Origin of the sequence: Pseudomonas sp. GW456-12-10-14-LB2, assembly GCF_002884345.1 — a bacterium.
GTDB classification, from domain to species: domain Bacteria; phylum Pseudomonadota; class Gammaproteobacteria; order Pseudomonadales; family Pseudomonadaceae; genus Aquipseudomonas; species Aquipseudomonas paraglycinae.
Window position 1 is genome coordinate 167591 of record NZ_POHV01000004.1, and the last position, 14134, is coordinate 181724.

Genomic DNA, 14134 nt, shown 5'->3' on the forward strand with positions numbered 1-14134 from the left:
TCATGTTTTTGCGCCACGTCATAGTTTTCAGCTTCATCGCCCTGCTCGCCGGTTGTGCGGGCTTCGGCGCCCGTGAGTCGGTCGAAGGCCACGGCAATCCGGCACAGTGGGCCGCGAACAAACAACACCTGACCGGCCTCGACGGCTGGCAGATCGACGGCAAGATCGGCATCCGCGCCCCGAAAGACTCGGGCAGCGGCACGCTGTTCTGGCTGCAACGTCAGGACTACTACGACATTCGTCTGTCCGGCCCGCTGGGTCGTGGCGCCGCTCGGCTGACCGGCCGTCCGGGCGCGGTGTCGCTGGAAGTGGCGAATCAGGGCCGTTATGAAGCGCCGACTCCGGAAGCACTGGTCGAAGAACAACTGGGCTGGAAACTGCCGGTCTCGCATCTGGCCTGGTGGGTTCGCGGCCTCCCGGCACCGGACAGCAAAAGCCGTCTGACTCTGGACGGCAACAGCCGTCTGGCCAATCTGGATCAGGATGGCTGGCAGGTCGAATACCTCAGCTATGCCGAACAGAACGGTTACTGGCTGCCCGAGCGGATCAAGCTGCACGGCACCGACCTGGACGTGACGCTGGTCATCAAGACCTGGCAACCGCGCAAATTGGGGCAATAACGCATGACCGCTCCACGCCTCACTCTGCCCTCGCCGGCCAAACTCAATCTGATGCTGCACATTCTCGGTCGCCGTGAAGACGGTTATCACGAGTTGCAGACGCTTTTTCAGTTCCTCGACTACGGCGACGAAATCACCTTCGCCGTGCGTGACGACGGCGTGATTCGCCTGCACACCGAATTCGACGGCGTGCCCCACGACAGCAACCTGATCGTGCGCGCGGCGAAGAAACTGCAGGAACAATCCGGCTGCTCGCTCGGCATCGACATCTGGATCGACAAGATCCTGCCGATGGGCGGCGGCATCGGGGGTGGCAGTTCGAACGCGGCCACCACCCTGCTCGGCCTCAATCACTTGTGGCAACTGGGTTGGGATGAAGATCGCCTGGCTGCACTGGGTCTCACACTGGGCGCGGACGTGCCGGTGTTCGTGCGTGGCCACGCAGCTTTCGCCGAAGGTGTCGGCGAGAAACTGACCCCGGTCGAGCCCGCCGAACCGTGGTACGTCGTGCTCGTTCCGCAAGTCTCTGTTAGTACGGCAGAAATTTTTTCAGATCCATTGTTGACACGTAACACGCCGCCCATTAAAGTGCGCCCCGTTCCCGAGGGAAACAGTCGAAATGACTGCTTGCCGGTGGTCTCGAGGCGTTATCCAGAAGTACGTAACGCATTGAATTTGTTAGGTAATTTTACCGAAGCAAAACTCACCGGAACTGGAAGTTGTGTGTTTGGGGGCTTCCCAAGCAAAGCTGAAGCTGATAAAGTCTCGGCCCTTCTGACAGAGACCCTTACAGGGTTTGTAGCGAAAGGAAGCAACGTTTCGATGTTGCATCGCAAGCTGCAAAGTCTGCTCTAAAGGAACCAAGTGCCCGGCACTTGCAAGCAACAGATACAGGGGCGTCGCCAAGCGGTAAGGCAGCAGGTTTTGATCCTGCCATGCGTTGGTTCGAATCCAGCCGCCCCTGCCATTTTCCTATACTCATCCAGGTATACCCTCAGCCTTCAGGTACTGCGCGTGTCCAAGATGATGGTCTTTACGGGGAACGCTAACCCCGATCTGGCTCGGCGTGTCGTACGTCAGCTGCATATCCCTCTCGGTGACATCTCTGTCGGTAAATTTTCCGACGGTGAAATTACAGCCGAGATCAATGAAAACGTTCGTGGTAAAGACGTCTTCATTATTCAGCCGACTTGCGCTCCGACCAACGATAACCTGATGGAACTGGTAGTGATGGCTGATGCCTTCCGCCGCTCCTCGGCTACTCGTATCACTGCTGTTATTCCTTATTTTGGTTATGCCCGTCAGGATCGCCGTCCGCGTTCCGCACGTGTGGCTATCAGCGCGAAAGTCGTTGCTGACATGCTCACCGTAGTCGGCATCGACCGTGTTCTCACGGTTGATCTGCATGCTGACCAGATTCAGGGTTTCTTCGATATTCCGGTAGATAACATCTACGGCTCCCCGGTTCTGGTGGATGACATCGAAGATCAGCGCTTCGAGAACCTGATGATCGTGTCCCCGGACATTGGTGGCGTCGTGCGTGCACGTGCCGTTGCCAAATCCCTGGGCGTGGATCTCGGGATCATCGACAAACGCCGTGAGAAAGCCAATCACTCTGAAGTGATGCATATCATCGGTGATGTCGAAGGGCGTACCTGCATTCTGGTCGATGACATGGTCGATACCGCCGGCACTCTGTGCCACGCGGCCAAGGCCCTGAAAGAGCATGGCGCAGCCAAGGTCTTTGCCTACTGCACACACCCTGTGCTGTCGGGTCGGGCCATCGAGAATATCGAAAATTCCGTGCTGGACGAGCTGGTGGTCACTAACACCATCCCGCTGTCCGCTGCAGCACAAGCCTGTGCACGTATCCGTCAACTGGATATCGCACCGGTTGTTGCCGAAGCGGTTCGCCGCATCAGCAATGAAGAATCGATCAGCGCGATGTTCCGTTAAGGGCCCTGCCCTTCTCGAAATGTCTCGTTGACGAAAAGCGCCCCGCCCCCGCATTCCTGCGGGGGCGGGGCTTTTTTGCCCATACCGTGTTCGGCGCTGGTCGCAAACGCCACTCGGTCATGGCTATTTTGGAGATACAAAATGAACGATTTTACTCTGAATGCTGAAGCGCGTTCCGACCTGGGGAAAGGTGCGAGCCGCCGCCTGCGTCGTCTCGCTGCCCTGGTTCCAGCTGTTGTTTACGGTGGCGACAAAGCCCCTGAATCCATCAGCATGCTGGCCAAAGAAGTTGCCAAACTGCTCGAAAACGAAGCGGCTTACAGCCACATCATCGAGCTGAACGTTGGTGGCACCAAGCAAAACGTGATCATCAAGGCTCTGCAGCGTCACCCGGCCAAAGGCCACGTGATGCACGCTGACTTCGTACGCGTTGTAGCTGGCCAGAAACTGACCGCTATCGTTCCTGTGCACTTCATCAACGAAGCTGCTCCAGTGAAGAAAGGCGGCGAAATCTCGCACGTTGTTGCCGAGATCGAAGTTTCCTGCCTGCCGAAAGATCTGCCTGAGTTCATCGAAGTCGACCTGGCTAACGCTGAAATCGGCACCATCGTTCACCTGTCCGACCTCAAAGCTCCTAAAGGCGTTGAGTTCGTTGCTCTGGCTCACGGTAACGACCTGGCTGTTGCCAACGTCCACGCTCCACGTGTTGCTCCAGAAGCTACCGAAGAAGGCGCAGCAGAGTAATTCACTCTGTCATGCCTGAGTGAGCAGGTAACATCGCGGACTGGAACGTAGCGAGAAAGCGGGCGGGAACGCGGAGTTTACATCCATGGTAAATGAGCATTTTTCGTCCACTTTCGCCGCCTTCCCTGATCGCGGCGATGTTATCCACCACTCAAAGGAAGGGCCCCTATCGTGACTGCCATCAAACTGATCGTTGGCCTGGGAAATCCAGGCGCTGAATACGAGCAGACCCGGCATAACGCAGGGGCCCTTTTTGTTGAGCGCATCGCCCACGCACAGAACGTGAATCTCGTGGCCGATCGCAAGTATTTCGGCCTGACCGGGCGCTTCTCGCATCAGGGTCAGGATGTTCGTCTGCTGATTCCCACCACCTACATGAACCGCAGCGGCCAGGCCGTGGCGGCACTCGCCGGTTTCTTCCGCATCAAGCCTGAAGAAATCCTGGTGGCGCACGACGAACTCGATCTGCCTCCGGGCGTCGCCAAACTCAAAGTCGGCGGCGGCCATGGCGGTCACAACGGGTTGCGCGACATCATTGCGCAATTGGGCAATCAGAATACGTTCCACCGCCTGCGGCTTGGCATCGGCCACCCGGGCGTCGCCAGTATGGTTTCAAATTTCGTCCTGGGTCGTGCGCCACGCGCCGAACAGGAAAAACTCGATGCCAGCATCGACTTTGCCCTCGGCGTGCTGCCGGATATCCTCGCCGGTGAATGGAACCGCGCGATGAAAAACCTGCACAGCCAGAAGGCCTGACTCTAATCCGAGGGGAAACACCATGGGATTCAATTGCGGCATCGTCGGCCTGCCTAACGTCGGCAAGTCCACCCTGTTCAACGCCCTGACCAAATCCGGGATCGCGGCCGAGAACTTCCCCTTCTGCACCATCGAGCCGAACAGCGGCATCGTGCCGATGCCGGATCCGCGTCTGGACGCTCTGGCGGCCATCGTCAATCCAAAGCGCATCCTGCCGACCACCATGGAATTCGTCGACATCGCAGGCCTGGTTGCCGGCGCGTCGAAAGGTGAGGGCCTGGGCAACAAGTTCCTGGCCAACATCCGCGAAACCGACGCGATCGCTCACGTCGTGCGCTGCTTCGAAGACGAAAACGTGATCCACGTTTCCAATAGCGTCGACCCGAAGCGCGACATCGAAATCATCGACCTGGAACTGATCTTCGCGGACCTCGACAGCTGCGAGAAGCAACTGCAGAAAGTCGCGCGCAACGCCAAGGGTGGTGACAAGGACGCAGTGGCCCAGAAGGCCCTGCTCGAGCAACTGATCCCGCACTTCACTGAAGGCAAGCCTGCACGCAGCCTGATGAAGAACATGAGCGCCGACGAAAAAGCGATCATCAAGGGCTTCCACCTGCTGACCACCAAGCCGGTCATGTACATCGCCAACGTCGCTGAAGACGGTTTCGAGAACAACCCGCACCTGGACGTGGTCAAGGCCATCGCCGAAGAAGAAGGCGCCATGGTCGTTCCGGTCTGCAACAAGATCGAAGCGGAAATCGCCGAGCTGGACGACGGTGAAGAGAAAGACATGTTCCTCGAGGCCCTGGGCCTGGAAGAGCCTGGCCTGAACCGCGTGATCCGCGCCGGCTACGAAATGCTGCACCTGCAGACCTACTTCACCGCCGGTGTCGAAGAAGTCCGCGCCTGGACCGTCCGCGTCGGTGCCACCGCACCGCAAGCCGCTGGCGTGATCCACACCGACTTCGAGAAAGGCTTCATCCGCGCCGAAGTGATCGCCTACAACGACTTCATCCAGTACAAGGGCGAAGCGGGCACCAAGGAAGCCGGTAAATGGCGTCTGGAAGGCAAGGACTACATCGTCAAAGACGGCGACGTGATGCACTTCCGCTTCAACGTGTAAAAGCTGCACCCATGAAAAAGCCGCGTTTGATACGCGGCTTTTTTGTGCCTGAAATTCGGCCCGTCAGGCCTTTTTGGTTCTCGGCAGGAAGATCGCCAGCACCCCGAACAGCGGCAGGAACGAGCACAGGAAGTACACGTATTCGATGCCGTGAATGTCCGCGAGATGACCGAGCAACGCCGCGCCAATCCCGCCGAAGCCGAACATCAGACCGAAGAACACCCCGGCAATCATCCCGACATTGCCCGGCACCAGCTCCTGCGCGTACACCACGATCGCCGAGAACGCCGAAGCGAGGATGAAGCCGATCACCACGCTCAGGACAGTGGTCCAAAACAGATCGACATGCGGCATCAGCAGCGTGAACGGTGCCACGCCGAGGATCGAGAACCAGATCACCGCCTTACGCCCGATCTTGTCGCCAATCGGCCCGCCGAAGAACGTGCCCGCCGCCACCGCGCCGAGGAACAGGAACAGATGCAGCTGGGAACTGGCCACCGACAGGTCGAACTTCTCGATCAGGTAGAAGGTGAAGTAACTGGTCAGGCTGGCCATGTAGAAATACTTGGAGAACACCAGCAACCCGAGCACCACCAACGCGCTGATCACTCTGCCCTTCGACAGTCCATGAGTGGCGGCCTGGCCAGCCTTGAGCTTGAACAGGTTCAGGTGATGGGCGTACCAGCGGCTGATGCGATAGAGCACGAACAACGCAAACACCGCGAACAGCCCGAACCAGGCCACGTTACCCTGGCCGAAAGGAATGATGATCGCCGCTGCCAGCAACGGGCCGAATGCCGAACCCGCATTACCACCGACCTGGAACGTCGATTGCGCCAGACCGAAACGCCCGCCCGACGCCAGCCGCGCGATACGAGAAGCTTCAGGGTGGAAAGTCGAAGAGCCGATACCGATCAACGCCGCCGCCAGCAGAATCAACGGGAAACTGCCAACCATCGACATCATCACAATCCCGATCAGCGTGCACATGGAACCTGCCGGCAACAGCCACGGTTTCGGATGCCGGTCGGTGTGATAACCGACCCACGGCTGCAGCAGCGAAGCGGTCAATTGGAATGTCAGGGTAATCAGGCCGACCTGGGTGAAACTCAGGCCATAGTTGGCCTTGAGCATCGGATAGATCGACGGCAGCACTGACTGGATCAGGTCGTTGATCAAATGCGCCAGCGCCACCGCGCCGATGATGCGCATCACCAAAGGGCTGCTTTGTGAAGGAGCGGACGCCGAGGCAGCGGTGGTCTGAACGTTGCTGATAGCCATGGGAGTTTCCGGACTGCAGATGGATGCACGCGGGCAGGTGCGTCAATGTGCCATTTTTCGGTGCGCCAGCGCCATCCCCTTAGCCAGCTAACGAACTATTCAGTCGTCGCGCTACAAGTGATAGCGCAACGCCATGGTCTGAATCTTGCCTTGCTTATCCGCTTGAACGCGGCGCCCTTACAAAGGGTATCGAGAATGGGAAGTTTCGCTACAGAGCCTGCCTACAGAGCGGGCAAGGGTGAACTTTCGAGGCCTTTTAGCAGGGCACCAATCCCGGTCGCAACGACCGCGATGCACGCCGATGGTGCGTGGTGTCCAGAGGAGTCATGGGGCATGCAGGCTTTTTTATCACCGGGGATCAGGTTGCTGGGGCGGTTTGGCTTCGCGCGTAAATTCCAGTTGTTGTTTCTGCTGTTTATCCTGCCATTGGCCGGCAGCCTGTTGATGATCGGCCAGGACTATCGCGACAAACTCAACCTGATCGCCGGCGAACGTGCCGGTGTGCGGCAGTTGCTCGCCCTCGATGCTCTCGACAACCTGCTCGCCGCCCAACGCGACCGCGCCGCCCGCTGGCGCGCCACGGAAACCAACCGCCAGCCGACGCCAGCGACCCTTGCCGCGATGGCTGCGTTCGATGGCGTACAACCTGCTGTTGCCCAGGCGACGCTGGACTTGGGCAATGCCTTGCAAGCCGAAGGCGCGGAAGGTGAAACCCAGACCCGCTATCAGGCCCTGCAAGCCGCGCTGAATGGCCTGGACTCGAAAAGCCTTTCCGGTGTCGGTTGGTGGCCGGACGGTTACGACCGTTTCACCAACGCCCTCAGCGCCCTGCAAGCCTTGCGCGAACAGATCGCGATGGACAATCGCCTGATCCTCGCGCCGTGGCTGGAGACCTATCTGCTGACGCAGATTTCCACCCAGCACGCACCAGACCTGATCGAGCGGGTCGGTCGGCTGGCAGCCGTCGGCCAGGCGTCCGTGGTTTCCGGCCAGTTCACCCTGCAAAGCCGTCTGCAACTGCGCGACCTGCGCAGCCGCATCGGCGATGCCCGCGAGCAGCTGGTGAAAACCGCGAGCCTGCTCGAAGCGCGTCTGCCGCCAGCCCTGCAAGGCTGGGCCGGGCAATATCACGACAGCCTTAAACAGCTGGACGCCGGTTTGAAAGTGCTGGATGACGGCGTGTTCGGCGGCAGCATCAATCTCAAGCCTGAAGAATTCGAGCGCACTCTCGATGCCCTGCTCGGCAACCTCGCCACGCTGCGCCAGCAATCGCTGATGTCGCTGGATCAGCGGCTGGATGACTACCACGGATCGGCGATTCGTCAGTTCATCGTTGTCGCGGCTGTGTTCGGTTTCCTGTTGCTGGCGGCGCTGTATTTGTTCGTCTGCCTGCAAGCCTCGATCCGTCGTAGCGCCAGCGGCATCACCGTGCTCGCCGAAGCGCTGCGCGACGGCAATCTGAGCCTGCAGGTGCCGGTCGTGGGTCGCGATGAACTCGCCTCGATCAGCACCGCACTCAACGTGGCGGTGGTGCAACTGCGCACCAGCCTGCTGGGTGTCGATCACGAGACGTCGCAACTGAGCAACGCCGTGCGCAGCCTCAACGATCACTCCAGCGGCGCTCTCAGCGAAGTCGAAGCGCAGCAATTGCAGATCAGCCAGATCGCCGCAGCCGCCACGCAACTGGCGGCGACGTCTCAAGGCGTGGCGCAGAGTTGTGAACAGGCTTCCGGCAGCGCTCAGCACACCCGGCGCATTGCCGCCGACAGTAGCCGTGACAGTCAACGGACCACGGCGAGCATCCAGCAGCTCAATCAGCGCCTGAACGAAACTGCCGCAGCGCTCGGCCGGGTCAGCGAGCAAGGGCAGCAGATTCAACTGGTGGTCGATACCATTCGCGGCGTCGCCGAGCAGACCAACCTGCTGGCGCTCAACGCGGCTATTGAAGCAGCTCGCGTCGGCGAACAAGGTCGTGGTTTTGCCGTGGTAGCCGACGAGGTACGCAGCCTGTCGCAACGTACGCAATCGTCCACAGCGCAGATCGCCGGTACGGTCGACAGCCTGCGCAACACGGTCAATGAAGCCGTGAGCCTGATGGAGGCTGCCTGCGGCCAGGCACAATCGGACGCGGAAGCGGTCACGGGACTTGGCGAACGCCTGGGGGAGATCGCCAGCGCCGTGCAGAGCGTCACCGACACCCTCGCGCAAATCGCCACGGCGGTCGAGGAACAGGCGAGCACCGCCGATGAGGTCAGCGGCAATATCCAGCAGGTCGATCAAGCGGCGGTTCGTCTGCTCGAAGGCGCGCGGGCCGTGAATCTCGCGGCGGACACCTTGAGCCAGGGCAGCCATGCCTTGAGTGCCAACACCGGAAGATTTCAGCTGCGTTGAAAGCCCCTCCCGCCCCGATTTTCGGCGCGGGAGGATAAGCGGTTGAAAATAAGAAGAAATATTTTGAATTTACGCTTGACGCTTTTCCATTTCAGGGGAATAATGCGCGCCACTTGGCTACATAGCTCAGTTGGTTAGAGCATAGCATTCATAATGCTGGGGTCCGGGGTTCAAGTCCCTGTGTAGCCACCAAGTACTAAAAACGGCTTACCGAAAGGTAGGCCGTTTTTTTATGCCTAGAGAAAAGTGCCCTTCCTCAGTGAGTCGGCTGGCTCCGTAGGAACCGGGTGCGAAAAGCGTACGAAGAGGATTTTTCGTTCGATCAGGCCCCTGCATCCCTACCAGTCGATTTGATCGCCATCCCCACTGACCCACAAGCTCCCCTGTCTCGATCCAACGACAGACAGGGAGTTGTCATGGACCTGGACCAAGACCTTTTCGATGATATCTGGCGCCGAAAGCTTCCAAACGGCGGCGCCTCATGGGCAGCATGGAATCCGCCCCGAGAGCCAGAGCCCGTCTACGTTCCAACAGATGAATGGCCAACCCCAAAGCCCCGCGACGATCTGGTATTTGCCAAGTCCTGCACACCGGACAACTGGTGTCGAACGGATGCCGGCACAACACCTGAGCCCGCCTCCAGTTTCGGCAAGATCATGGTGGCGGGCGCCGTACGCTTTCCCGCAGCCAGTAAGGTCGTAGCGAAAGCAATCGGCGCCGATCTGGCCTTGGGGCGCATGGCGGGCGGTGGAATTCTGCAGCAACGTCTCAACTGGGCAATCCGTGGTGCGACAGGCCCGGCCAGTGTTTTCATCCTAGGGATGCTGCCGGCCAGAATGGGCGACGGCACCCTTTATACCGACGAACAACTGCGCACCCTACCCCGCGCCACCACTCGCGTGCGCTTCCAGTTCCGGCGTGATGCCGGAGGGGTCATGCAGGTCTACGGCATCCACACCGGCGTCTCGGGCGACGACTCGGTGCGTACCGTAAAAGTCGAGTGGAACAGCGACAAGAGCGCCATGGAGGCGAAGCTCAACGGCATCACGATTTTGTGGACGCCGCAACGCGGGCCGCTGGGATCGATGCCGCCGCTGGTTCACCCGGAGCACGGCGAAGCACTGAGTACGATCCTCGTCCACCCGATCGCCGCGAACACCGACAGCCAGATTGAAATCCTGCCCGGCGAAGACATCACCGCCGAGGATTGTATTCTGGTGTTTCCGGCTGAGACCGGGCTGAAGTCGCTGTATGTGGTGTTTTCGAAACCGGCGAGATTGATGCCGGGGACGGTGACGGGGGTTGGGGAGAATTCGTCGGGCATATGGCTCGTCGGAGCAAACTCGGGGGTGGGAGTTCCAATTCCAACAGACGTGGCAGACTCACTCAGGGGACTCGAATTCCAAAGCTTCGATTCGTTCCGAAGGGCTTTTTGGAAAGCCGTTTCGGAGTCTGCCGTGGCGGATCAGTTCATAAAGCAAAGTGTTGGCCGTATGCGTAAAGGTAAAGCACCAAGGGTGCGCAAAGCCGATAGTGTCGGCGGCAGAAGATCTTACGAGCTTCATCATCTCGAAAAAGTATCCGAGGGTGGCGACGTCTACGACGTTGATAATCTACGAGTAAATACACCTCGAAACCACATCGATATCCACCGGAACGAATAGGCCAGTCATGAAAGACAATCTACTGAAAAGCAGCATTTCGGAGTACACAGAGACCGAGTTCGTTGCGTTGTTGGAAGAACTCGTTAAAGAAGATGAAGAAGCCGAAGACGATGGTCGGGCTGATTTGTTACTGTTGCACTTCGAGAAAATCAGCGAACACCCGGCCGGATCCGATCTGATCTATTACCCGGAGACAGGCGCGGATAGCTCTCCTCGGGGGGTCACGCAGATTGTGAAAGAATGGCGAGCTTCACAGGGTCTGCCTGGGTTCAAAGGTCAGTAATGACTCAACGCCGTGTCATTGACGAGATCAGAAAGGAAGACAAGGCACCTACAGATGAACGGGCAGATATTCTATTGCTGCACTTCAACGAGATCGTTGGGCATCCGAGCAAGATGGACCTTATCTACTACCCTGAGCCAGGTGCTGACACGTCGTCCTCTGGCATAGCCCGTACAATCGCGAAATGGCATGAAGCAAACGGACTGCCTGGCTTCAAGAAGTGAAGATTCATGGTCAATCACTGAAAAGACTTCACACCACTAAGTATTAAAACGGCTTACCAAAAGTTAGGCCGTTTTTTATGCCTCAAGAAAAGTGCCCCACTTCAGTGGGCCGGCATGATTCCGTAGGAACAGAGCGCGAAAGGCGTACGAAGAGGATTATTCGTTCGATCAGGCCTCTGCATCCCGGCAAGTCGATTTGATCGCCATCCCGACTGACCGACAAGCTCCCCTGTCTTGATCCAAAGACAGACAGGGAGTTGTCATGGCCCCGGACAAAGACCCTTTCGACGATATCTGGCGCCGAAAACTTCCGAACGGCGGCGCCTCGTGGGCTGCCTGGAATCCGCGCCCGGAGCCAGAGCCTGTCTACGTCCCGACAGACGAATGGCCATCGCCAAAGCCTCGCGACGATCTGGTATTTGCCAAACCCTGCACACCGGATAACTGGTGTCGAACGGATGCCGGCACAACACCTGAGCCCGCCTCTCACTTCGGCAAAGTCATGGTGGCAGGCGCCCTGCGCATTCCCGCTGCCAGTCACGCCGTAGCGAAGGCCATCGGCGCCGATCTGGCGTTGGGGCGCATGGCCGGTGGTGGAATCCTGCAGCAGCGCCTTAATTGGGCAATCCGCGGTGCGGGAGGCCCGGCCAGTGTGTTCATCCTCGGGATGCTGCCGAACCGAATGGGCGACGGCACGCTCTACACCGACGATCAGCTACGCACCTTGTCTCGCGCAACCACTCGCGTGCGGTTCCAGTTCCGACGCGATGCCGAAGGGGTCATGCAGGTCTACGGCATCCACACCGGAGCCTCGGGCGACGACTCGGTGCGTACCGTAAAAGTCGAGTGGAACAACGACAAGACCTCCATGGAGGCGAAGCTCAACGGCATCACGATTTTGTGGACGCCGCAACGCGGGCCGCTGGGATCGATGCCGCCGCTGGTGTATCCGGAACACGGCGAACCACTCAGCACGATTCTCGTCCACCCGATCGCCGCGAACACCGACAGCCAGATTGAAATCCTGCCCGGCGAAGACATCACCGCCGAGGATTGTATTCTGGTGTTTCCGGCTGAGACCGGGCTGAAGTCGTTGTATGTGGTGTTTTCGAAACCGGCGAGATTGATGCCGGGGACGGTGACGGGGATTGGGGAGGATGTTTCCGGTGTATGGCTGGCAGGAGCTGGAACAGGGATTGGAGTGCCGATTCCGACGCGGATTGCGGACAGACTCAGAGGGAGGGAGTTTTCAAACTTCGACGCGTTCAGAAAAGCATTCTGGCAAGCCGTGCGGGATGATCCAGAACTTTTCGATCAGTTCAATTCGGATGCCCAAGATCGTTTAATGTCGGGCAACGCACCAGCGGTTCGAGACAGGGAGTCTGTAGGCACAAGAGGGGTATTTGAAATACATCACGTCGAGCGGATCACTGATGGCGGCGCTGTCTACGACATAGACAACCTCCGAATCAACACCCCTAAAAACCACATCTTTCAACACAAAAAACAGTGAACGCACATGGAAAAAATATCTGAATACACTGAAACCGAATTTATCCGTTTCATCGAAAAAATACGTGCCACCAATAAAAGTGGATCGGACACGGAGCTTGGCGAGCTGCTGGCACAATTCAGAAAGCTTACCGGTCACCCGGACGGCACCGACTTGATTTTTTATCCCGAACCAGGAGAGGACAACTCTGCCATGGGCATTACGAAGACCGTAAGAGAATGGCGCGCCGCCAACGGGCTGCCAGGATTCAAGCAGTAACCCTCCGGCATCCATAGTCAAAACCGATGCGCATCACCAGGCAGTCAAAACGGCTTACCGAAAGGCAAGCCGTTTGTTTATACCTCTTCCCCCAAGGCCAAGAGCCCTTTCGTCCAAATCTGCCGCGTCCGTAAACCGACCATCGCCCGCCAGTCCGGATCCGCCGGATAAAACTGCTCCAGCAGATTCAACTTGATCGCCCGCCCCGTCGCATCCAGCGGATCGCCATGCAGATGCAGCCAGTGATCGTCGCGCAGATAACGATGCACGTCCGGCCCCGGATAAGTCCCGCACTCGATCACGAACGGCATCAGTTGCACATTCGGCAACGCGTTGAGCAACGCCTGCGAGGTGTAACCGGTAGCGGTTGCCGCGACACCGGTTTCGCTCAGGGTTTCGGCGCCGGTGTGCAGCGTGTAGAGCCACGGGCCGTAAATCGATTGCGCTTGGGCCAGTGCTGGATACGGCGCTTGGGTAATCGTCAGCAGCATCGGATGCCCGTACTCCCCGGCGCCGGTGTGCAGGTCGAAACACATCACGGTTTCAGCACCGGCCAGATGATTCTCGATGATGGAATGCAGCGTGCGATTCGACCAGCTCGGCGCGAGTCCGCCAAAGAACAATCCGTCGGGATGACTGTGCTGACCGCCCTCGACAATCGACATGACAGCCGGCCAGCCGTGCTCGGCAATTTGCGCATCCAGCAAGGCATCAGCCTTTTGCCGCTCGGCGCCATTCAAATCGGTGCAGGCGTAAATTTCATGGAGCGCCGCGTAAACGCGGTTGTCCGGAAGCAGTCGGTTGAAATCCAGGTGATTGCGGTTGAGGTCGATGTTGTCTTCATTGACCCGCCGCAGCCACGCCGTGCCCCACGGGTTGATCAGGTGAACCATCACCACCGCGACGTCCTTCGGCAGTGAGTCCGGCGTGAAATGCTTCAGCCAGTCGATCTGGCACTCCGAGCCGTAATATCCCTCAACCCCGTGGGTGCCGCTGAGCGCCACCAGGCGCCGTTTGGCCGCTGGATCCCCCAGCACCGCAACATCGGTACTCAAAGACTCGCCAAACGGCCCATTGAGCGGATGCGCGTACGAAGAGAGCGTTGCACCCGCCACCTTCGCGGCGGCTAAAAAGCGCTCGCGCTGTTCGCGATAGCTGGGCTGGGTCGGAAACTCGTTGTGCATGGCGGCCTCTTGTTGATTGTTCTGGCTTCACGTTTGCCCATGACCCTACAGAAATTCCGCCAAGGCATGAAGGACAAAGGTGCCTGCGGTTTGCGTCGTACACGGTCGGCCGATACAGTCCGTCAGACCTTTATCCC

General features: G+C 58.8%; 14 protein-coding genes and 2 tRNA genes. 14 read left to right on the forward strand and 2 right to left on the reverse strand.

What is annotated here, in order from left to right; translation table 11 throughout:
• Nucleotides 1-2: 2 nt before the first annotated feature.
• The 7 genes from lolB to ychF all read left to right on the forward strand — a co-directional run bounded on the left by lolB (nucleotide 3) and on the right by ychF (nucleotide 5199).
• Nucleotides 3-620: a lipoprotein insertase outer membrane protein LolB gene (gene lolB / locus C1X29_RS04290; RefSeq protein WP_007951721.1), complete on the forward strand. Its 618-nt coding sequence runs from the start codon at nucleotides 3-5 to the stop codon at nucleotides 618-620.
• A 3-nt stretch (nucleotides 621-623) separates the two neighbouring features.
• The gene (gene ispE / locus C1X29_RS04295; protein WP_007951723.1) at nucleotides 624-1475 is read left to right on the forward strand and encodes a 4-(cytidine 5'-diphospho)-2-C-methyl-D-erythritol kinase; all 852 of its coding nucleotides are present in this window, start codon (nucleotides 624-626) and stop codon (nucleotides 1473-1475) included.
• A gap of 37 nt (nucleotides 1476-1512) precedes the next feature.
• Nucleotides 1513-1587: transfer RNA gene (locus tag C1X29_RS04300), tRNA-Gln, on the forward strand.
• Between the two features lie 47 nt (nucleotides 1588-1634).
• Nucleotides 1635-2576, forward strand: coding sequence for a ribose-phosphate pyrophosphokinase (locus C1X29_RS04305; RefSeq protein WP_003171603.1), 942 nt, complete (start codon nucleotides 1635-1637; stop codon nucleotides 2574-2576).
• Nucleotides 2577-2717: 141 nt separating this feature from the next.
• Nucleotides 2718-3320, forward strand: coding sequence for a 50S ribosomal protein L25/general stress protein Ctc (locus C1X29_RS04310; RefSeq protein ID WP_102687527.1), 603 nt, complete (start codon nucleotides 2718-2720; stop codon nucleotides 3318-3320).
• A 171-nt stretch (nucleotides 3321-3491) separates the two neighbouring features.
• The gene (gene pth, locus C1X29_RS04315; RefSeq protein ID WP_007951726.1) at nucleotides 3492-4076 is read left to right on the forward strand and encodes an aminoacyl-tRNA hydrolase; all 585 of its coding nucleotides are present in this window, start codon (nucleotides 3492-3494) and stop codon (nucleotides 4074-4076) included.
• A gap of 22 nt (nucleotides 4077-4098) precedes the next feature.
• Nucleotides 4099-5199 (forward strand): redox-regulated ATPase YchF, encoded by a 1101-nt coding sequence (gene ychF, locus C1X29_RS04320; RefSeq protein WP_085607001.1) that lies wholly within the window; start codon nucleotides 4099-4101, stop codon nucleotides 5197-5199.
• Nucleotides 5200-5262: 63 nt separating this feature from the next.
• Here ychF and C1X29_RS04325 read toward each other — a convergent pair whose 3' ends face one another.
• Nucleotides 5263-6480: an MFS transporter gene (locus C1X29_RS04325; protein ID WP_102716922.1), complete on the reverse strand. Its 1218-nt coding sequence runs from the start codon at nucleotides 6478-6480 to the stop codon at nucleotides 5263-5265.
• A gap of 333 nt (nucleotides 6481-6813) precedes the next feature.
• Between C1X29_RS04325 and C1X29_RS04330 the strand changes: the two genes are divergently transcribed.
• From C1X29_RS04330 to C1X29_RS04360, 7 genes are all read left to right on the forward strand, one after another.
• Nucleotides 6814-8871 carry a methyl-accepting chemotaxis protein gene (locus C1X29_RS04330; protein WP_102716923.1) on the forward strand — a complete coding sequence of 686 codons (2058 nt, stop codon included), beginning with the start codon at nucleotides 6814-6816 and terminating at the stop codon, nucleotides 8869-8871.
• A gap of 115 nt (nucleotides 8872-8986) precedes the next feature.
• Nucleotides 8987-9063 (forward strand) — tRNA-Met (locus tag C1X29_RS04335).
• Between the two features lie 224 nt (nucleotides 9064-9287).
• Nucleotides 9288-10535 (forward strand): S-type pyocin domain-containing protein, encoded by a 1248-nt coding sequence (locus tag C1X29_RS04340; protein ID WP_102716924.1) that lies wholly within the window; start codon nucleotides 9288-9290, stop codon nucleotides 10533-10535.
• 7 nt (nucleotides 10536-10542) lie between these two features.
• Nucleotides 10543-10818 (forward strand): bacteriocin immunity protein, encoded by a 276-nt coding sequence (locus C1X29_RS04345; RefSeq protein ID WP_085745396.1) that lies wholly within the window; start codon nucleotides 10543-10545, stop codon nucleotides 10816-10818.
• Complete coding sequence (locus tag C1X29_RS04350) at nucleotides 10818-11042, forward strand: bacteriocin immunity protein (protein WP_236191694.1); 225 nt, start codon at nucleotides 10818-10820, stop codon at nucleotides 11040-11042. Before C1X29_RS04345 ends, C1X29_RS04350 begins: the two co-directional genes overlap by 1 nt.
• A 262-nt stretch (nucleotides 11043-11304) precedes the next feature.
• The gene (locus C1X29_RS04355) at nucleotides 11305-12555 is read left to right on the forward strand and encodes an S-type pyocin domain-containing protein (RefSeq protein WP_085745398.1); all 1251 of its coding nucleotides are present in this window, start codon (nucleotides 11305-11307) and stop codon (nucleotides 12553-12555) included.
• Between the two features lie 6 nt (nucleotides 12556-12561).
• Nucleotides 12562-12813: a bacteriocin immunity protein gene (locus C1X29_RS04360; protein ID WP_085745399.1), complete on the forward strand. Its 252-nt coding sequence runs from the start codon at nucleotides 12562-12564 to the stop codon at nucleotides 12811-12813.
• 77 nt (nucleotides 12814-12890) lie between these two features.
• Here C1X29_RS04360 and C1X29_RS04365 read toward each other — a convergent pair whose 3' ends face one another.
• A complete protein-coding gene (locus tag C1X29_RS04365) occupies nucleotides 12891-13997 on the reverse strand; it encodes a DUF2817 domain-containing protein (RefSeq protein ID WP_102716925.1) in 1107 nt (368 codons plus the stop codon).
• Nucleotides 13998-14134: the final 137 nt, after the last annotated feature.

Coding starts and splice junctions, on each gene's coding strand:
- lolB (WP_007951721.1), top strand. CDS start 3: ATGTTTTTGCGCCACGTCATAGTTTTCAGCTTCATCGCCCTGCTCGCC.
- ispE (WP_007951723.1), top strand. CDS start 624: ATGACCGCTCCACGCCTCACTCTGCCCTCGCCGGCCAAACTCAATCTG.
- C1X29_RS04310 (WP_102687527.1), top strand. CDS start 2,718: ATGAACGATTTTACTCTGAATGCTGAAGCGCGTTCCGACCTGGGGAAA.
- ychF (WP_085607001.1), top strand. CDS start 4,099: ATGGGATTCAATTGCGGCATCGTCGGCCTGCCTAACGTCGGCAAGTCC.
- C1X29_RS04325 (WP_102716922.1), bottom strand. CDS start 6,480: ATGGCTATCAGCAACGTTCAGACCACCGCTGCCTCGGCGTCCGCTCCT.
- C1X29_RS04330 (WP_102716923.1), top strand. CDS start 6,814: ATGCAGGCTTTTTTATCACCGGGGATCAGGTTGCTGGGGCGGTTTGGC.
- C1X29_RS04340 (WP_102716924.1), top strand. CDS start 9,288: ATGGACCTGGACCAAGACCTTTTCGATGATATCTGGCGCCGAAAGCTT.
- C1X29_RS04345 (WP_085745396.1), top strand. CDS start 10,543: ATGAAAGACAATCTACTGAAAAGCAGCATTTCGGAGTACACAGAGACC.
- C1X29_RS04350 (WP_236191694.1), top strand. CDS start 10,818: ATGACTCAACGCCGTGTCATTGACGAGATCAGAAAGGAAGACAAGGCA.
- C1X29_RS04355 (WP_085745398.1), top strand. CDS start 11,305: ATGGCCCCGGACAAAGACCCTTTCGACGATATCTGGCGCCGAAAACTT.
- C1X29_RS04360 (WP_085745399.1), top strand. CDS start 12,562: ATGGAAAAAATATCTGAATACACTGAAACCGAATTTATCCGTTTCATC.
- C1X29_RS04365 (WP_102716925.1), bottom strand. CDS start 13,997: ATGCACAACGAGTTTCCGACCCAGCCCAGCTATCGCGAACAGCGCGAG.